17 protein-coding genes are annotated in these 17,768 nt (G+C 61.2%); 1 reads left to right on the forward strand and 16 read right to left on the reverse strand.

All coding sequences use genetic code 11. From position 1 onward, the window contains the following. Positions 1–71: 71 nt before the first annotated feature. From ACFSNN_RS37890 to ACFSNN_RS37920, 7 genes are all read right to left on the reverse strand, one after another. Complete coding sequence (locus ACFSNN_RS37890; RefSeq protein WP_134459156.1) at positions 72–1,766, reverse strand: electron transfer flavoprotein-ubiquinone oxidoreductase; 1,695 nt, start codon at positions 1,764–1,766, stop codon at positions 72–74. 40 nt (positions 1,767–1,806) lie between these two features. Then, positions 1,807–2,658, reverse strand: a complete 852-nt coding sequence (locus ACFSNN_RS37895) for an HpcH/HpaI aldolase/citrate lyase family protein (RefSeq protein ID WP_134458534.1) — start codon at positions 2,656–2,658, stop codon at positions 1,807–1,809. Positions 2,659–2,661: 3 nt separating this feature from the next. After that, positions 2,662–3,852 carry a CaiB/BaiF CoA transferase family protein gene (locus ACFSNN_RS37900; RefSeq protein ID WP_134458536.1) on the reverse strand — a complete coding sequence of 397 codons (1,191 nt, stop codon included), beginning with the start codon at positions 3,850–3,852 and terminating at the stop codon, positions 2,662–2,664. 10 nt (positions 3,853–3,862) lie between these two features. After that, positions 3,863–4,714: an HTD2 family dehydratase gene (locus ACFSNN_RS37905; RefSeq protein WP_134458538.1), complete on the reverse strand. Its 852-nt coding sequence runs from the start codon at positions 4,712–4,714 to the stop codon at positions 3,863–3,865. Between the two features lie 76 nt (positions 4,715–4,790). Further along, positions 4,791–5,723: an electron transfer flavoprotein subunit alpha/FixB family protein gene (locus tag ACFSNN_RS37910; RefSeq protein WP_134458540.1), complete on the reverse strand. Its 933-nt coding sequence runs from the start codon at positions 5,721–5,723 to the stop codon at positions 4,791–4,793. Positions 5,724–5,737: 14 nt separating this feature from the next. Further along, positions 5,738–6,487: an electron transfer flavoprotein subunit beta/FixA family protein gene (locus tag ACFSNN_RS37915; protein ID WP_134458542.1), complete on the reverse strand. Its 750-nt coding sequence runs from the start codon at positions 6,485–6,487 to the stop codon at positions 5,738–5,740. A gap of 19 nt (positions 6,488–6,506) precedes the next feature. Then, the gene (locus ACFSNN_RS37920; protein ID WP_134459158.1) at positions 6,507–7,679 is read right to left on the reverse strand and encodes an acyl-CoA dehydrogenase family protein; all 1,173 of its coding nucleotides are present in this window, start codon (positions 7,677–7,679) and stop codon (positions 6,507–6,509) included. A 112-nt stretch (positions 7,680–7,791) separates the two neighbouring features. On the opposite strand from ACFSNN_RS37920, the gene ACFSNN_RS37925 reads away from it, so the two are divergent. Further along, positions 7,792–8,721 (forward strand): LysR family transcriptional regulator, encoded by a 930-nt coding sequence (locus tag ACFSNN_RS37925; protein ID WP_134458544.1) that lies wholly within the window; start codon positions 7,792–7,794, stop codon positions 8,719–8,721. A 57-nt stretch (positions 8,722–8,778) separates the two neighbouring features. Here ACFSNN_RS37925 and ACFSNN_RS37930 read toward each other — a convergent pair whose 3' ends face one another. From ACFSNN_RS37930 to ACFSNN_RS37970, 9 genes are all read right to left on the reverse strand, one after another. Next, the gene (locus ACFSNN_RS37930) at positions 8,779–9,522 is read right to left on the reverse strand and encodes a nitroreductase family protein (protein ID WP_244322828.1); all 744 of its coding nucleotides are present in this window, start codon (positions 9,520–9,522) and stop codon (positions 8,779–8,781) included. Positions 9,523–9,588: 66 nt separating this feature from the next. Next, a complete protein-coding gene (locus ACFSNN_RS37935) occupies positions 9,589–10,755 on the reverse strand; it encodes a CaiB/BaiF CoA transferase family protein (protein ID WP_134458546.1) in 1,167 nt (388 codons plus the stop codon). A gap of 2 nt (positions 10,756–10,757) precedes the next feature. After that, positions 10,758–11,996 carry a CaiB/BaiF CoA transferase family protein gene (locus tag ACFSNN_RS37940; protein WP_134458548.1) on the reverse strand — a complete coding sequence of 413 codons (1,239 nt, stop codon included), beginning with the start codon at positions 11,994–11,996 and terminating at the stop codon, positions 10,758–10,760. Between the two features lie 130 nt (positions 11,997–12,126). Next, complete coding sequence (locus tag ACFSNN_RS37945; RefSeq protein WP_134458550.1) at positions 12,127–13,293, reverse strand: acyl-CoA dehydrogenase family protein; 1,167 nt, start codon at positions 13,291–13,293, stop codon at positions 12,127–12,129. Between the two features lie 25 nt (positions 13,294–13,318). Beyond that, positions 13,319–13,780 carry a MaoC family dehydratase gene (locus tag ACFSNN_RS37950; RefSeq protein ID WP_134458552.1) on the reverse strand — a complete coding sequence of 154 codons (462 nt, stop codon included), beginning with the start codon at positions 13,778–13,780 and terminating at the stop codon, positions 13,319–13,321. A 32-nt stretch (positions 13,781–13,812) separates the two neighbouring features. Next, the gene (locus tag ACFSNN_RS37955; protein WP_134458554.1) at positions 13,813–14,700 is read right to left on the reverse strand and encodes an HpcH/HpaI aldolase/citrate lyase family protein; all 888 of its coding nucleotides are present in this window, start codon (positions 14,698–14,700) and stop codon (positions 13,813–13,815) included. Between the two features lie 456 nt (positions 14,701–15,156). Beyond that, positions 15,157–16,071, reverse strand: coding sequence for an alpha/beta hydrolase (locus ACFSNN_RS37960; RefSeq protein WP_134458556.1), 915 nt, complete (start codon positions 16,069–16,071; stop codon positions 15,157–15,159). 170 nt (positions 16,072–16,241) lie between these two features. After that, the gene (locus ACFSNN_RS37965; RefSeq protein WP_134458558.1) at positions 16,242–16,904 is read right to left on the reverse strand and encodes a flavodoxin family protein; all 663 of its coding nucleotides are present in this window, start codon (positions 16,902–16,904) and stop codon (positions 16,242–16,244) included. A gap of 148 nt (positions 16,905–17,052) precedes the next feature. Next, positions 17,053–17,688, reverse strand: coding sequence for an SDR family oxidoreductase (locus ACFSNN_RS37970; RefSeq protein WP_134458560.1), 636 nt, complete (start codon positions 17,686–17,688; stop codon positions 17,053–17,055). Positions 17,689–17,768 lie beyond the last annotated feature (80 nt).

Genomic DNA, 17,768 nt, shown 5'->3' on the forward strand with positions numbered 1-17,768 from the left:
GCATCCCTCGTTTCAAAGCGATGGGCGGCGTCCAGCAACCGGACGTCGCCCGTCACTTTTTCCAGCACCCGTTACATGCCGGAATAGTTGGGTCCGCCTCCGCCTTCGGGTGCGATCCATACGATATTCTGCGTCGGATCCTTAATGTCGCAGGTCTTGCAATGCACGCAGTTCTGCGCGTTGATTTGCAGTCGCTTGTCGCCTGATGCATCGTCGTCCACGAATTCGTAGACGCCCGCCGGGCAGTAGCGCGCCTCGGGTCCCGCATACCTGGCCAGATTGATGCTCACCGGCACGCGGTCGTTCCTGAGCGTCAGATGCGCGGGCTGATTTTCCTCGTGGTTGGTATTGCTGATGAACACGCTGGAGAGGCGGTCGAAAGTCAGTTTCCCGTCGGGTTTCGGATAGGCGATCGGCGAGCACTCGCTGGCGGGCTTGAGGTACGCGTGGTCGGGCTTGTTTCGGTGCAACGTCCAGGGCATGCGGCCGCGCAGTACGAGTTGCTCGAAGCCGTTCATGAGCGTGCCCACCTTGAGTCCGTACCTGAACCAGTTCTTGAAGTTGCGGTCCTTCTTCAACTCGGTGTGCAGCCAGCTCGCTTCAAAGGCTTCGGGATAGGTCTCGAGCTCGTCGTGCTGACGACCTGCCGCCAAGGCTGCGTAGACGGCTTCGCCTGCAAGCATGCCGGTCTTGATGGCGGCGTGGCTACCCTTGATGCGGCTGACGTTGAGAAAGCCCGCATCGCATCCCACCAGTGCACCGCCCGGAAAAATGAACCTCGGTAGCGCGCTGATGCCGCTCGCGTTGATCGCGCGCGCGCCATAGGACAAACGCCGGGCCGTAATCTCGCCCTTGTCGTTCTCGAAGTAGCGGCGAATGTCGGGATGGGTCTTCCAGCGCTGGAATTCCTCGAACGGGCTCAGGTAGGGGTTGGCATAGCCCAGGCCCGTGACGAAACCGACGGCCATTCTGCTGCCGTCGAGGTGGTACAGGAACGCGCCGCCGTAGGTTTTGTTGTCCATCGGCCAACCAGCCGTGTGCATGACGAGACCTGGCTTGTGACGTGCGGGATCGATTTCCCACAGTTCCTTGATACCGAGGCCGAAGCTTTGCGGGTCGCGCTCCGCGTCCAGGCGATAACGTTCGATGATCTGTTTGCCCAGGTGGCCGCGCGCGCCCTCGGCGAAAATCGTGTACCTGGCATGCAGTTCCATGCCGAGCTGGAAGTTTTCCGTGGGCGTGCCATCCTTACCGACGCCCATGTTACCGGTGGCAACGCCCTTGACCGCCCCGTCCTCGTTGTACAGTACTTCTTCCGCAGCAAAGCCGGGAAAGATCTCAACGCCGAGCGACTCTGCCTGTTCGGCCATCCACCTGGTCACCGCGCCCAGGCTGATGATGTAGTTGCCGCGGTTGTGCGCGAAGGGCGGCAGGAGCAGGTTGGGCACCCGCACGGACGACTTTTCACCGAGAAATACATAGGCATCCTCGGTGACGGGCTGGTTCAGCGGTGCGCCACGGGCCTCCCAGTCCGGAAAGAGTTCGGAGAGGGCTCGCGGGTCCATGATGGCGCCCGAGAGAATGTGCGCGCCAGGCTCGGAACCTTTTTCGAGCACCACCACCGAGATATCCCGGCCTTGCTCTGCCGCCAGTTGCTTGACGCGGATGGCTGTGGCCAGCCCGCCAGGACCACCGCCTACGACCACCACGTCATACTGCATGGATTCGCGCGGACCGTACTGGGCCAATAAGTCTTCTTTGTTCATCGTTGTCATGGGTGAAACCTGATTCAGGTGCGGGTGGCAACTACTTTTGCATGCTTGCGACGATTGTCTCGGCCGCGCGGATGACCGGGAGATCGACCATGCGGCCGTCCAGGCTGAAGGCAGCACCGCCGTGTTTCGCGGCTTCTTCGATCACGCGTTGCGCCCAAGTCTGCTCGTCCTGCGAATATCCCATTGCCTCGTTCACGCCGACGACCTGGGCTGGGTGGATGCACAGCTTGCCGCCGAAACCAAAAGCGCGTGCTCGTCTGGTGTCGGCCATCAGACGTTCGATGTCGTCGGTGCGGGTGGTCACACCATCGATCGGTGCAGGCAGCCGGGCGCGGCGTGAGGCGGCCACGAGCGCATTACGCGCCAAGGCCAGCTCCGGTTCGTCGGGCGATGCGCGCATGCCCAGGTCGAGCTGGAAATCCAGGTGGCCGAAGGCGAGGCGAACAACCTGAGGGTCGCTTGCCAGCGCGTCAGCCGAATCCAGCCCGGCGAGCGATTCGATCAGGGCCACGAGGTGTGCTTCCGCGCCGAGCTGTTCCGCGACGCCGCGCAGCGCGCTCGCGTCTTCAGACTTGGGCAGCATCACGGTGACGCCTTGCTTCGCCCAGCCACGCAGCAGCGCGATGTCCGGTTCGTGCCAAGGCGTGCCGACGGCGTTCACGCGTACGGCAGTACGCGATCGTTGCTCGGACGTCAGCAGCGGAAGGCACCGCGCGAGTTGCGCGCGCGCGCTGTCCTTCCCGTCCGCGCCGACGGCGTCCTCGAGGTCGATGATGATGCAGTCGGCCGCAGAATCGAGTGCTTTGGCGAAACGCTCGGGTCGGGTAGCCGGTACGAACAGCAGGCTGCGCGCATGATGCACGGGAGTGAGGGGCGTAGACATGGTTCAGACCACGCCGGCGGCGCGTAACTGTTCGATATCGGCCTCGGTGCGTCCAAGTTCGCGCAGAATAGCCGCGCTGTGTTCGCCGAGTGCGGGGACCGGATCCATGCGGACATCAAAACTGTCGACCGTGGCGGGTGGCAGGAGCGCCTGCAACTCGCCGGCGGGCGAACCGATGGTGCGAAAACGCTGGCGTGCATGAAGTTGCGGGTGCGTCCAGAGATCGCCAACCTGATTGACGGCGGCGTTGGCGATTTGCGCTTCGTCCAGACGGGCACTCACCTCCTGCGCCGTGAGGCCGGAAAAAGCATGTTCGATCGCGGCCTTCAGTTCGGCACGGTGTTCCACCCGGCGCACGTTGGCGTTGAAGCGCGGGTCGGTCGCGAGTGCCGGGTTGAGCAGCACGGTGTCGCAGAACACCTTCCACTCGCGCTCGTTCTGCAGGCCCAGCATCACCACCCGGCCGTCACCCGCCTTGAAAGGGCCATAGGGATAGATGGTTGCGTGCGCCGCGCCATTACGGCCTGGCGGCTGTTGGCCGTCGTAGGCGTAATACATGGGAAAGCCCATCCACTCGCCCAAGGCTTCGAGCATGGAAATTTCCACATGGGAGCCTGTGCCCGTGAGGCTGCGTTGCAGGAGCGCACTGAGGATACCCGAGTAGGCATACATGCCTGCCGCGATGTCGGCGATCGAATTGCCGGCCTTGCTGGGTTCGTCAGACGTGCCCGTGATCGACAGGAACGCTGCCTCGCTCTGGATCAGCAGATCGTAGGCCTTCTTGTCCCGGTAAGGACCGTCGGCGCCGTAGCCTGAGATGTCGCAGACGATGAGCCGGGGATGCCTGGCGTGCAGCGCCTGGAACGACAGGCCCATGCGCGCGGCCGCACCAGGTGCCAGGTTCTGCACCAGCACGTCGGCCTGAGCCACGAGTTCTGCCAGCACTTCCTGCGCTGCGGGTTGTTTCAGATCCAGCGTGAGGCTTTCCTTCGACCGGTTGGTCCAGACGAAGTGCGACGCAATACCGCGCGTCCGGTGATCGTAAGCGCGTGCGAAATCGCCTACGCCGGGGCGTTCTATCTTGATGACGCGAGCGCCCAGGTCGGCGAGCTGGCGTGTGCAGAAGGGTGCGGCGATTGCGTGTTCGAGCGTGATGACGGTCATCCCGCTCAGGGGGCCTTTTTGAGCTTGCATGATCGAGTCTCTATTCCAGTTCGGTGCTGGCCTGCATGGCCAGCTGGCCTTGAGGGCCACGTGCCCAGAGGCGCGCGGTATGACCTTCGAGCTTGCCGTTCACCGTGAACGGAGCGGTGTCGAACAGCGGGCTGACAGCCTTGAACTCGAAGCTGCGAATGGTCCTGTCGGGGTGCGTGCGGCGCAGCTCTTCCATGAGCAGCGTGGCGATCAGCGGGCCATGCACCACCAGGCCAGGATAGCCTTCCTCCTGTCTTGCGTAGGGCCGGTCGTAATGGATCCGGTGACCATTGAAGGTGAGTGCGGAAAAGCGCATCAGCAGCACGGGATCGGGTGTGATGATGCGCGAATACTGTTCGTCCGTCGGTGCCGCTTGAGGCGCCGGTGCACCGGCTGCGACGGGCGGAGGTGCGTCGCGATACACGATGTCCTGCTCTTCGCGGATGGCCACGCCCTCGGAATCGCTGATTTCGTGCAGCAGGGTCACGAAGACCAGGTGACCGCTGCGGCCGGACTTGCTTTGGACGTTCTTGATCGTGGATCGGCGCTGCACGGGGGCATCAACGGCCAGCGGATGCAGAAACTGCAGCCGTCCACCGGCCCACATGCGGCGCGGCAGCCTGACCGGCGGCAGGAAGCCGCCGCGCTGCGGGTGACCGTCGAAGCCGATGTTGGAAAGGCGCTCGCCAGGCAGAAAGTACAGCCAGTGCCACAGCGGCGGCAGGATCGCGGGCGGCGCGGATGCATTCGCGTAATCCAGCGTGGCCTGCAGGAGGCGGATCGGCGCTTGGGTAATGCGATCCGCACCTTCTTCGCTGCGACCGACCCAGGCATCAAAAGATTCGGAATTCTCACGACTCATGTTGTTTCGCACTCGATGATTGAAGAGTCTGGCAAGCTGCAAGTGCTTTCATGGCAGGCACTCGCTACCGTCCCTGTCAGAGTTCCTTGATCAGTTCTGGCACCAGCGCAAACAGATCGCCCACCAGACCGTAATCGGCGACGCTGAAGATCGGTGCTTCGGGATCCTTGTTGATTGCGACGATCACCTTGCTGTCTTTCATCCCGGCCAGATGCTGGATCGCGCCCGAGATGCCGACTGCGATATACAACTGCGGTGCGACGATCTTGCCGGTTTGTCCCACCTGATAATCGTTCGGTACGAAGCCTGCGTCGACTGCGGCACGCGATGCGCCCAACGCGGCGTTCAGCTTGTCCGCCAGCGGTTCGAGGACCTTGGTGTAGTTTTCGCCGTTGCCCAGACCGCGGCCGCCCGAGACGATCACTTTCGCCGACGTCAGTTCCGGACGATCCAGCTTCGTCACTTCACGGCTCACGAAAGACGAGATGCCGCTGTCCGCTGCCGCTTCGATCTTCTCGACCGTTGCGCTGCCGCCTTCGGCCGCGACTGCATCGAAACCGGTCGTGCGAACCGTGATGACCTTGATCGGGTCAGCCGATTGCACAGTTGCGATTGCGTTGCCGGCGTAGATCGGACGTTCAAAAGTATCAGCCGAATCCACTGCTGTGATGTCGCTGATCTGCGCGACGTCGAGTTTTGCAGCGATACGCGGCGTGATGTTCTTGCCGTAGGCCGTTGCCGGCGCGAGGATGTGCGTGTAGTCCTTCGCGACGTTCAGCACCGTTGCCTCGACGTTTTCCGCAAGGCCCGCTTCGAGTTGCGGTGCGTCGGCCAGCAGGACCTTCGACACGCCTGCAATCTTCGCCGCCGCATCCGCCGCGGCTTGTGCGTTGTGGCCCGCCACCAGCACGTGAACGTCGCCACCAATCTTCTGTGCGGCGGCAATCGTGTTCAGCGTCGCGGCCTTGATCGACGCGTTGTCGTGTTCTGCAATTACCAGATTCGTCATTTGCTCTGTCTCCCTCATAGCACCTTGGCTTCGGTCTTCAGCTTCTCAACCAGCGTCTTCACATCCGGCACCTTCACACCGGCGGAGCGCTTCGGCGGCTCGACGACCTTCAGCGTCTTGAGGCGCGGCGTGACATCGACGCCAAGGTCTTCCGGCTTGAGGACTTCCAGCGGCTTCTTCTTCGCCTTCATGATGTTCGGCAGCGTGACATAGCGCGGCTCGTTCAGGCGCAGGTCGGTCGTGACGACAGCAGGCAGCTTTAAAGACAGCGTCTCAGCGCCGCCATCGACTTCACGCGAAACGGTTGCCTTGCCGTCCGCGACGACAACCTTGGATGCAAACGTCGCTTGCGGCAGGCCAGCCAGCGCAGCGAGCATCTGACCAGTCTGGTTCGAATCGTCGTCGATAGCCTGCTTGCCGAGAATGACCAGCGAAGGCTGTTCCTTGTCGACCAGCGCCTTCAGCAGCTTGGCCACGGCCAGCGGCTGCAGTTCCTGCGCCGACTCGATCAGGATCGCGCGATCCGCGCCGATGGCCAGCGCCGTGCGCAGCGTTTCCTGCGACTGCGTCACGCCTGCCGACACGGCGATCACTTCGGTCGCCACGCCCGCTTCCTTCAGACGTACCGCTTCTTCAACCGCGATTTCATCGAACGGATTCATCGACATCTTCACGTTGGCGATGTCGACGCCAGATTGATCGGACTTCACGCCGACCTTTATGTTCGCGTCGACCACGCGCTTGACGGGTATGAGAATCTTCATGGAAAGAAATCCTGCTGAGTTAGTAGGAACGGGGAAGCTGCAGCACGTGTTCGGCCACATGTCCCAGAATCATATTGGTGGAGATCGGTGCGACCTGGTACAGGCGCGTTTCGCGGAATTTGCGTTCCACGTCGTATTCGCAGGCAAAGCCGAAGCCGCCGTGCGTCTGCAGACAGGCGTTGGCGGCTTCCCAGCTTGCCTTCGCAGCGAGGTACTTGGCCATGTTGGCTTCGACGCCTGCGTTCTGGCGGGCATCGATCTTTTCGCAGGCGCGCCAGCGCATCAGGTTCGCGGCTTCCAGCTCGATGAACGATTCGGCTAGCGGGAACTGGATACCCTGGTTTTGGCCGATCGGGCGGCCGAAGACCTTGCGCTCGCTCGCGTAGTCGCGGGCCTTTTCCAGGAACCAGTAGCCGTCGCCGATACACTCGGCGGCGATCAGCGTACGCTCGGCGTTCAGCCCATCAAAGATGACTTTCAGCCCCTTGCCCTCAGTGCCCAGCAGCGCGTCTTCCGGAAGCTCCAGGTTGTCGAAGAACAGCTCGTTGGTCTCGTGGTTGACCATGTTGAGGATGGGGCGCACCGTGAGGCCGTTACCGATGGCCTTGTCCAGTTCGACGATAAAGCACGAGAGCCCGTCGCTCTTCTTCTGCACTTGATCCAGCGGCGTGGTGCGCGCGAGCAGGACCAGCAGGTCGCTGTGCTGAACCCGCGAGATCCAGACCTTCTGGCCGTTGATGATCCAGCGGCCGTCTTTCTTCACTGCCGTGGTCTTGAGCTTCGTCGTATCGCTGCCCGTAGTGGGCTCGGTCACGCCCATCGATTGCACGCGCAGTTCACCCGACGCGATACGAGGCAGATAGCGTTGTTTCTGCGCTTCGGTGCCGCTGAACACGATGGTGTTCATCACATACATCTGCCCGTGGCAGGCGCCTGAATTGCCACCGGAGCGGTTGATCTCTTCCATGATGACCGACGCCTCAGCCATCGACAAACCGGGACCACCGTAGTCCTGCGGAATCAGTGCGGCCAGCCAGCCGGCCTGGGTGAGGGCGGTGACGAATTCCTCGGGGTAACCGCGGGCCTCGTCGATCTTGCGGTGATATTCGGCCGGAAATTGATTGCACAGTCCGCGCACCGCATCGCGGATTTCCTGGTACTGGTCGGGGGCGGAAAAAATGGAGGCGCTCATAAATCTTGTCTCGTCATTGGCATGGGTTATGGTCATAATAAGTTTTGATGGATTTGTTAAAAAGTAGAATTTTTTGATCGAAGCATCAGTTTTCGATATCGAGGTATCTGCGATGGATCTCAAGCAACTGCGCGCCTTTGTCACCGTGGCCGAAACTGGCAATGTCACTCGTGCCTCCAGCCTGTTGAATCTCGTGCAGCCCGCGGTTTCGCGCCAGTTGCGCCTTCTCGAGGAGGACATGGGAACGGAGTTGTTCGATCGCAGCCGTCACGGGATGCAACTCACCTCGTCGGGCAAGACCATGCTTGAATATGCGCACCGCATCCTCAACGAAGTGGCGCGTGCCAAGGCGGAGATTCAGCCGACCGAAGGGCCCGTAGCAGGCATTGTGAGCATCGGCCTGCTGGCCAGCACATCGGACCTGTTGGCCACGCTGCTCGCGGGCGAGGTGGCGCGGCGTTACCCGCACATCCGGCTGCGACTCACGATCGGATACGCGGGGCATCTGCAGGATTGGCTCGAAGCCGGGGATGTGGATGCCGCTCTGTTATACGGGCAGAAGGAGACGCCCGCGCTGCATGTCAAGGCGTTGATCGAAGAGAGTCTGTGGGTCGTGGCTGCGCCATCCGCCGGGCTGTCGCGCAAACGGCCGCTCGCACTCTCGCGCGTCGCGAATGAGCCATTCATCTTGCCTTCCGCACCCCAAGGCCTGCGTGCAGCGATCGAGCACGCCGCTGCTGAGGCAGGCGTGACGTTGCAGGTCTTCGCCGAAACCAACGCACTGAGCGTGCAGAAGGAACTGGTCGCGCAAGGTTACGGCTGGACCATTCTGCCTGCCGTAGGCGTGACTCAGGAAGTGGAGCGGGGCACTCTGAGCGCGGCTCCGCTGGCCTCTCCCGGGCTCAAACGCACGATCGTACTGGCGGCACCCAGCAGCCGGCAGGCAACGGCCCCGGTGCGCTGCGTGGTCGGCGTGCTTCTCGACTGTGTGAAGGCGACGTTCGAACAGGGTAATTGGCCCGATGCACGCTGGCTTGGCTAGCGTGCCGGAGACGGGCTTTAGCCGCTCCAGCTTCGCGACCCGGCAATGCGCCTAGGTTCAGGCAAAACGCGTCAGATCGTCAACGCCGGCACGCGTGGTGCGGAACCGGTTGACCGGGTGCTCGTTTTCCGCGTAACCGAACGAGATGGCGCAAATCATGTGCTGCGTGTCGGGAATGTCGAAATACTCCCGCACGAAATGCGCGTGGCGGGCCAGCGCTCCCTGCGGCGTGGTGGCCACGCCGTGGGCATAGGCCGCGAGCAGGAAGGATGAGATGAAACCGCCCGCGTCCACCAGTGCATACGGACCCAACTCCACCGGTACCGTGACAATCGCCACATGCGGCGCGTCGAACATGCGGAAATTGCGGAATGCTTGCTGGGCACTGCGCTCGGTATCCTTCGGGCCGATCCCCAGCGACGAATACAGCGCGATACCGGCGCCGCGCCGACGCTCGCCATAAATGCCGTCATAGCTCGGCGGGAAGGGCAGGTCCGATTCGTTCTCTGGATGAACCTTGATCCGCTGCATCAGTGCCTCACGGAAGCGCTCAGTGCTCTCCAGGGTCTCGGTGATGACCAATTGCCACGGTTGCACGTTGCACCACGAAGCCGAGCGGCCTGCCATGCCGATGATGCTGCGGATCAATTTGATGTCCAGCGCCTTGTGCTGGTAGGCGCGGCAGGTGGAGCGACCGCTCGTCAGGCGATCTAGCGCTGCGAGTTCGGGAGAATGCAATGTCATGTCAGTAGAGTCCTTGCCTGTTCCTCGGTCCGTGCTCTGCGGGAACACGAAGGCCACGAGGGAAAAACTGTGATCGGTAATACGCCCGCGAATCCGCCGACGGCCGTTGCACGTCCGCCATCCTTAGATGAAAGTGCCCTGCGTGCGATAGGCTTCGATGTGCGCGTCGGAAAGCCAGTCTTGCAATGCAGCGATGGCGTTGTCAGTCGTTGGTGCCACAGGTGCCTCGGGCCGTGCAGCAGGCGTGCGTGAAAAGCGCGGGCCGGGCGCCGGGTGTGTCACTCCGTTCAGATCGACGAACGTGCCGCGTGCCTTGACGTGCGGATGGCTCGGTGCTTCGTCGAAATCCAGTACAGGCGCCACGCACACGTCGAGGTGGCCGAGCAGTTGTGCCCATTCGTCGCGCGTACGTTCCTTGAATCTGGCGGCGAGTATCTGCTTGGCCTCGCGCCATTGCGCGCGGTCCATTTGTGCCTGCAGCAGCGGATGGTCTTGCAATTGGAGTTTCTCGAGTAGCAGCCGGTAGAACTTTCCCTCGATGGGGCCGACGCTGATGTATTTGCCATCGGCGCACGCGTAAACGTCATAGAACGGCGCACCGGTGTCGAGCAGATTGGTGCCGCGCTCCTTGTCGAGCATGCCGGCCGCATGCAAGCCCATCGTCACCGTCATGATGGAGGCCACTCCGTCCACCATTGCGGCATCCACTACCTGGCCCTTACCGGAACCGCGCGCTTCGAGAATGCCCGCGAGCAGTCCGAAGGCCAGATACAGCGAGCCGCCGGCGTAGTCACCCAGGACATTGAGCGGCGGCGTCGGGGCCTGTCCTGCACGGCCCATTGCATGCAGAGCGCCGGTGATGGAAATGTAGTTCAGGTCGTGCCCGGCCACCTGCGACAGGGGCCCATCCTGTCCCCACCCGGTTACGCGGCCATAGACGAGTCGCGGATTGCGCGCGAGGCATGTGTCGGGTCCCAGACCCAGGCGCTCCATCACGCCAGGGCGAAAACCTTCGATCAGCCCGTCGGCCTGGGCGATCAATTGCAGGACCATCTCGACGGCGGCGGGATCTTTCAGATCGACGCGGATCGACTTGCGATTACGCAGTCCGAGATCGAATTCCACGGGGCGCGGGGCACCAAGCCCAGAAGGTTCTTTCCGGTCCACACGGATGACGGTTGCGCCCAGATCGGCCAGGAACATGGCAGCCAGCGGCCCGGGTCCGATGCCCGCGATCTCGACAATCTTGATGCCCACAAGCGGGCCGCAACGGGATGATGCAGCGGACATGGTCAGATCACTCCCTGGTCGCGCAATTGTTGCAAGCGATCCTCGGGCAGCTTGAGCAGCCCTCTGTAGATCTCGTCGTTGGCGGCACCGAGCTCCTGCGCAGGCTGGTCAAACTGCACCGGCGTCCTGGAGAGCTTGATCGGCAGCCCCATTCCCATTGCGTCGACGTCGGTAAGGTCAGGGTGCTCCAGCCTTACTACGGCACCGCGTTCCCGCAGCACCGGATCCTTGAGCACGTCGAGCGGCGAGCGTACCGGGGCCGCGGGGATGCCGCGCCGGATCTGCAATTCGCTGACGACTTCTTCCGTGTTGTGCTGGCGCGTCCATTCTTCGATGATCGCGTTGATCTCGGTCGCGTACTTCATGCGCGGGCCGCGCGTTGCATAGCGCGGATCCGTGGCCATCTCGGGCTTACCCACGGCCTCCATCAGGCTCTGGAACCAGTCGGGCTGAAACGCCACCATCGCCACGTAGCCGTCGCGCGTGCCATATACGCCGAAGGGCACCAGACGATCCTGGAAATTGCCCGAGCGCTTCGAGTAACCATGCTTGAGGAACACGTCGAAATGCTCCTCGGCCACCAGCGAGGAGAGGCAATCGAGCATCGATACCTGCACACACTGGCCTTCGCCGGTCCGGCCGCGATGAATCAAGGCAGCCAGAATGCCGTTGACGGCGTATAGCGGTGCGATCAAGTCGGCAATCGGCAGGCCCGAGCGCGTCGGCGGGCCGTCCGCGAATCCGGTCACGTCCATGATTCCCGACAACGCCTGAACGATGATGTCCATGCCTTTCAGGTTCTTGTACGGACTCGGTTCGCCAAACGCCTTGATCGATGCATAGACGATCTTCGGATTGACTTTGCGCACGCTCTCGTAGTCCACGCCAAGTCGTGCCGTGACGCCTTCGCTGGTGTTTTCGATGATGACGTCGGATTGCTTGACCAGTTCCATGAATAAGGCTTTGCCTTGTTCGGACTTCAGGTCGAGCGTAATGCTTTTCTTGTTGCGCGCGCGGTTGAGGACGGTCAGCGATACCTCGTCATCGCCCTTGACGCCGAAGTGCACGCCGTTCTTGCCGACGTAAGGAGGATTGTTGCGGGCAATGTCGCCCCCGCCTGGCGATTCGACACGAATGACTTCAGCGCCCATGCCACCCAGCAACAGCGATCCGTAGGGGCCCGCCAGCGCCACGGTCAAATCGAGAACACGAATACCTTCCAAGGGTCTTGAAGCTGACATGCTTGTCTCCTAAAACTTGTGTGCGGCCGATGCTTGGCTCGCATGCGCCGGGCACTGCTGCAAACAACCCTTTATTTCTGTTTGATTCCGGATGCTTCCCGGACCGGCAAGCACCACAGAATTGCCGCGATCAGTAGGATTTCGGCAATCCGAGCTTGCGTTCAGCGATGTTTGACAGAATGAGTTGCGGGGTGACAGGGGCAATGTAGCCGATCCACGCTTCACGCATGAAACGTTCGACGTGATACTCCTTCGCGTACCCGAAGCCGCCGTGCGTGAGGATCGAGGTCTGGCAGGCATTCATGCATGCTTCGGAGGCCAGCAGCTTGGCCGCGTTCGCTTCCGAGCCGCAAGCAAGCCCCCTGTCGTAAAGGTCCGCGGCAGCAAAGATCATATGGTTTGCCGCTTCCAGCTCCGCCCAGTTGCGTGCCAGCGGATGTTGCACGCCCTGGTTCTGGCCGATCGGACGGCCGAACACAACGCGCTCCTTTGCATACTGCGTAGCGAGGTTGAGCACCGCACGACCGATGCCGACCTGTTCGACGGCAACCAGCACGCGCTCGGCGTTCATGCCGTGGAATATGTAGCTTAGGCCCTTGCCTTCTTCGCCGATCAGCGCGTCCTTCGATACCGGCAGGTCGTCGATGAAGAGTTCGTTGGTGTCGACTGCTGCGCGGCCGAGCTTGTCGATTTCGCGGATGTCGACATACTTGCGATCGAGCTTGGTGTAGAACAGGCTTAGCCCTTCGCTGTGCTTCTTGACCTCTTCGATCGGCGTGGTGCGCGCGAGAATCAGCATGTGGTCCGCGACCTGCGCGGTCGAGATGAAGACCTTCTTGCCCGAGATCAGATAGTTGCCGTCGGGCTGCTTCTTCGCCAACACCTTCAGCTTTGTCGTGTCCAGACCCGTGTCCGGTTCGGTGACCGCGAAACATGCCTTATGCTCGCCGCGGGCGAAGGGCGGCAGCCACGCTTTCTTCTGCGCTTCCGTGCCGAAGTGCACGACCGGCTGCAAGCCGAAGATATTCATGTGGATGGTCGACGCTGCTGCCTGGCCGCCGCATTCTGCGACTGTGCGCATGAACAGTGCGGCTTCCGTCACGCCCAGGTTCGCGCCGCCCACGTCCTCCGGCATGCAGATACCTAGCCATCCACCGCTCGCAACAGCTTCAAAGAATTCGTGGGGGAACTCGTGGTTCTTGTCCTTTTTACGCCAATACTCGAGCGGAAAGTCCGTGCAGATTTTTTGCGCAGCATCGACAATCGCCTGCTGGTCGGCACTAAGTTGGTAGTCCATTCTCAGATCTCCTGCAGGGACGAAATCAAGCGTTGACGGCGGGGCGCAGCATCATCAGACCCGTGCGCACAGCGGTGCACACGATCTCGTCGCGCTGATTCCTGGCAACATGCCTGAAGGTGACGATGCCCGAGTCTTTCCGGCTTTTGGACAGGCGCGTCTCGAGGATCTCGGTCTCGACACGGATCGTGTCGCCGTGAAAGGTGGGCTTGGGGAAAGCGATTTCGCCAAAGCCAAGATTGCCCAGCGTCGTGCCCAGCGTGGTCTCGTACACAGTGATACCGGCCACCAGCGCAAGCAGGAACATGCTGTTCACGAGGCGCTGGCCGTACATCGTGTTTTTGCTGTATTCGGCGTCGATATGCAGGGGTGCGCAGTTGTATGTCATGGCCGAAAACAGAATGTTGTCGGTCTCGGTTACGGTCCGGCGGATCGCATGTTCGATCACCATGCCGGGCTTGAATTCTTCGAAGTAAAGGCCTGCCATTTCTCTGTCTCCTGGATTGTTCGTGTCGGCGATCAGTTGTTGAACGACTGTGCGAGCTCGATGATTTCGCGGGCCGTTTTCGCGTGAGCAATATCGATGTGCTCGCCGTCATAGATGCACGATGCGCGACCTTCCGCCTGAGCCGTGTCCAGTGCGTCGATCATGCCCTGATAGAAGGCCACCTCCTCTTCGGTCGGGCTGTAGGTCCTATTGACGATCTCGACGTTCGAAGGGTGCAGCACGAGTTCTCCGCTCATGCCAAGCTGGCGGTCGTTCGCAGACGACACCTTGAGTCCTTCGAGGTCGTGCACCTGCTGCCAGACACCGCCGATCGGCAGCTTGCCAGCGGCGCGCGCGGCCATCACGATGCGCGACTTCAGGTACTGGGTTTCGCGGCCTTCGAGCGACCAGACGGTCTTCAGCGCACGCGCGACGTCGGCATTCTTCGCCGTAGCCCCGACGATCGCCGGCACGCGCTCGTGCTGCGCGATTTCGTAGGCCAGTTCCAGCGAGCGAGCTGTCTCGAGTAGCGGGATCACTTTGGTATGTCCGACCTGGACGCCTGCGCGGTATTCGGCTTCGGCCAGCATCGACGAGACGGTGTGGATGTCTTCCGGGCCGCAGGGCTTGGAAATCACGATACCTTCCACCACCGGGTTGACGATGGCGAGGATGTCGTCGAAGTCGTACAGATGCGCGCTGCGATTGATACGCACCCAGACACGCTGCTTTTGCTCGGCCAGCCAGGCCAGCTTGGACTTGACGATCTCACGCGCCTCGACCTTTTGCGCGGGCGGCACGCTGTCCTCGAGATCCAGGATCAGAGCGTCGGCCTTGGATTGGATGGACTTTTCGATCCAGGTCGGCTTGTTGCCTGGAACAAAGAGGAAGGAACGTATGGGTTTCATCTGCATCGTCATGACTGTCTTGACCTGTTGAGGGGGGCATCTGATTTATCGCCAGGCATTAACCTAACAACTGATAGTTAGATTAGTGCTCAAATGGCGAGACCGGCATTGGGGTTTATACCAATGTGGAGGCGGATGCGGATAATCGATGGGACGCCGGCCTCGGGTTCGAAGTCGGTGTAGCGCATGGCAGGCAGCGGCATCGGGGCGCCGGTGCCGCTTGAAGTTCAAAGGGGAGTCATGCCGTCCGCGACGGCCGAGGGACGGAAATCAATCGCAAGGGCGAGGCGCCCGTTCTGGGTGCAGTCACAGCCGCTCGTCGTTGCGACTGTCCCGCAGTCGCGCCCTGGGTCGAGTTTTTGCACACCGACACCAATGCACTTGAACGGATCGCCTCGGGGAAGCGATCCGTCCGTTGTTCACTCTGTCCGCGAGTGCTCCGTCGCACGAACTGAACGGATGAGTGTTTTACAGTTTGGTCTGGAAGAACGGCGCAAGCACGGAGACGGCTTCGTCGACGAACTGAGGGACGTCGTAAAGCGACATGTGATTCGCGCCCTCGACCACGTGCAAGCGCTTGTCGGCGCTGGCGGCGCGTGCGAACAGGTCGTCACTCATCCACTTGCTGCCCGCGACGCTGCCAGCCACGATCTGCAGCGGCTGCGTGAGGAAAGCTTCCGCCTTGTTATACGCGTCGTAAGTGATGATCTGGTTGAGGCTGCGGGCGGTCATGAAGCCCGGAGCGTTGGAGTGTTCGCAGCGCGGCGTATGGTAGTACTCCCATGCTTCTTCCAGTTCCTTGTTCGGCGCGTCTTCCTTGCGCATCGGAGCCAGCGGCAACGTGGCCAACTGCGCGCCGGACGCGTCGTTTGTGCGAGCCTGCGAGCCGTGCGCGACGAACGGGATCGCATCGGCATCCTTTACGGTATTTTCCCAGCCGTTGCGGAACATCGAACCGATGTTGACGGCGCTGACCGTGCCGAGCGCCTTGATGCGTCGATCGTTGATTGCTGCGTTGGCCGCATAGCCACCACCCGCGCAGATGCCCATCGCGCCGATACGGTCGGCATCGACATACGGAAGCGTGGTCAGGTAGTCCACCACGGCGCTGACGTCCTCGGTGCGGATGTAAGGATTTTCGAGCTGGCGCGGCTCGCCCGTGCTTTCGCCTTGATACGATGCATCGAACGCGATTGCTACGAGACCGTTCTCGGCAAGTTTCTTCGCATACAGCCCTGCCGTCTGCTCCTTCACGCCGCCGCCAGGGTGGGCGACCACCACGGCCGCGTACTTGGTGCTTTGGTCGAAACCTGCCGGGACGTGAATCACTGCGGCAAGGGTGACGCCTTGGCCGTTCAGGTTCTTGAAGTTGACTTTCTGCATGATGGCTAACTCCTGTGGTGTGTGGCAGTGAAGTGATCTGTAGCGATGATAGGCACGAAATTGATTCGAATATATGGCCTAAAACTGACTTCAGTGTTAAGCATTGATTTACAGACTCTGCGGATGTCTTTCGCAACGCTGCCTTGCCGGCTCGTCAGACGTAAAGTGCATTACTTGGATTCGCTGGAGACCGACCATTGGTCGTCGATAGCGCGGAGCATTTCGTCGGGTGCCAATTGTCGCGTCATGCGCCCACGCAGTACGTGACGGTGTTCGAACGAGGCAGCGCCGCGAGCCATCACCTTGGCCTTGAAAGCAGCAATCTGGTCATCGCCGAAATGGCTGTTGTACGTGTTGAACAGCACGACGTGCTGGCCGTCGAATCGGTTGTGCTCGACGAAGGCCCAGATCGGCGGTGCAGGGCTGTACAGCCAGACTGGGGAGCCCAGCCAGACAGCGCGAAACGGCGTCAGGTCGATGGTGCTCGGCGTAATGTCCGGTAGGGCCGCGGGTTCGCGTTTGATCACGGAAGCGTGGCGCAGTGCACGGATCAGGCCGAAGAGACCTAGCCGATAGTCGGTCGCCTGCAGCGTGAAGAGCCTGGCGCCGAGTCGCCTCGCCACATGGCTTGCGGCGAGCGCGGTGTTGCCGGAGCGAGAAAAATAAACCACGACCGTGCGAGATGTAGGCGCATCGGTGACGGGAGTCTGAAACTGCCTTTTCGCCGGTTGATGAGCTTGACGGCTTTCGATCCAGGTAACTGACAGCAACACACTGAAGGCGCCCAGCAGCACCAGAACCACTGCGGCACATAGCCATTGGACAGCGGACATTGGTTCTCTCACGAAGCGTTCATGAAGTGCCAGGGCGCGGCTGTCTTGCCTGGAGCGTGAGTTGCAGACTGGGACGCATCTTGAGATCGTTGACGGTGATAACCGCGATTTCGCCGTCCAGATCCTGCAAGGTCATCTGCTGACCTCGTTACATGAAGTACGGTTTGTTGCCATCGCTGTTCGGTTTGTTGATGCCCAGGTTCTCTCCGGCGTGAAGCTCCGGCGACGCGATGATCTTGAGAATCAGGTCGCTCACACTTTTGCGCGAAACGATGGTGCCCTTGAAGGGTTCGCTTTTGAGAGTGAGTTCGTAATCGACCTCGTCCTCGTCCATTAACCAGGCCGGGCGCAGGATGGTGTACTGAAGATCAGACGCCTCGATCGCATCCGCAGCGCGGCGGAAAGGTTTGAGATCTTCACCGATGATGGCGTTGTTCCAATCGCCGAACTTGCCTGGCACCTCGTCATAGATGCCGAGCGAGAGGACGAAAACGAGGCGTTTGACACCCGCGGCCTTCATGGCAGCGATCACGCTCTTGGCCTGTACGTCCAGATCCTCACCCGTGAGGTTGGCATAGACGATGTGTTGCCCTTGCACGGCGCGCAGCAACAGCGTCTTGTCGAGCACGTTGCCGATGATGACCTTGGCATTCGAGGGCGTATCCCCAAGTTTTTTGGGGTTACGTACGAGCAGGGTCTGACTGACGCCTTTGTCGGTCGCGAGTCCCTTGATCGCCCATTGGGAAATCTGGCCGTTAGCACCCAGAATAAGGACATTTTTCACAAAAACTACTCCTTTCACAATGGTTGTGATGTTTTGGCAAGAGCGTGGCCCAAGCCACCGTAGACGCCGTTGGTGATGGC

The sequence above is a fragment of the Paraburkholderia dipogonis genome (assembly GCF_042680985.1).
Classification (GTDB): Bacteria; Pseudomonadota; Gammaproteobacteria; order Burkholderiales; family Burkholderiaceae; genus Paraburkholderia; species Paraburkholderia phytofirmans.

Bases quoted from the DNA above. Each gene is read 5' to 3' on its own strand.
- ACFSNN_RS37890 (WP_134459156.1), bottom strand. From the start codon at position 1,766: ATGAACAAAGAAGACTTATTGGCCCAGTACGGTCCGCGCGAATCCATG.
- ACFSNN_RS37895 (WP_134458534.1), bottom strand. From the start codon at position 2,658: ATGTCTACGCCCCTCACTCCCGTGCATCATGCGCGCAGCCTGCTGTTC.
- ACFSNN_RS37900 (WP_134458536.1), bottom strand. From the start codon at position 3,852: ATGCAAGCTCAAAAAGGCCCCCTGAGCGGGATGACCGTCATCACGCTC.
- ACFSNN_RS37905 (WP_134458538.1), bottom strand. From the start codon at position 4,714: ATGAGTCGTGAGAATTCCGAATCTTTTGATGCCTGGGTCGGTCGCAGC.
- ACFSNN_RS37910 (WP_134458540.1), bottom strand. From the start codon at position 5,723: ATGACGAATCTGGTAATTGCAGAACACGACAACGCGTCGATCAAGGCC.
- ACFSNN_RS37915 (WP_134458542.1), bottom strand. From the start codon at position 6,487: ATGAAGATTCTCATACCCGTCAAGCGCGTGGTCGACGCGAACATAAAG.
- ACFSNN_RS37920 (WP_134459158.1), bottom strand. From the start codon at position 7,679: ATGAGCGCCTCCATTTTTTCCGCCCCCGACCAGTACCAGGAAATCCGC.
- ACFSNN_RS37925 (WP_134458544.1), top strand. From the start codon at position 7,792: ATGGATCTCAAGCAACTGCGCGCCTTTGTCACCGTGGCCGAAACTGGC.
- ACFSNN_RS37935 (WP_134458546.1), bottom strand. From the start codon at position 10,755: ATGTCCGCTGCATCATCCCGTTGCGGCCCGCTTGTGGGCATCAAGATT.
- ACFSNN_RS37940 (WP_134458548.1), bottom strand. From the start codon at position 11,996: ATGTCAGCTTCAAGACCCTTGGAAGGTATTCGTGTTCTCGATTTGACC.
- ACFSNN_RS37945 (WP_134458550.1), bottom strand. From the start codon at position 13,293: ATGGACTACCAACTTAGTGCCGACCAGCAGGCGATTGTCGATGCTGCG.
- ACFSNN_RS37950 (WP_134458552.1), bottom strand. From the start codon at position 13,780: ATGGCAGGCCTTTACTTCGAAGAATTCAAGCCCGGCATGGTGATCGAA.
- ACFSNN_RS37955 (WP_134458554.1), bottom strand. From the start codon at position 14,700: ATGACGATGCAGATGAAACCCATACGTTCCTTCCTCTTTGTTCCAGGC.
- ACFSNN_RS37960 (WP_134458556.1), bottom strand. From the start codon at position 16,071: ATGCAGAAAGTCAACTTCAAGAACCTGAACGGCCAAGGCGTCACCCTT.
- ACFSNN_RS37965 (WP_134458558.1), bottom strand. From the start codon at position 16,904: ATGTCCGCTGTCCAATGGCTATGTGCCGCAGTGGTTCTGGTGCTGCTG.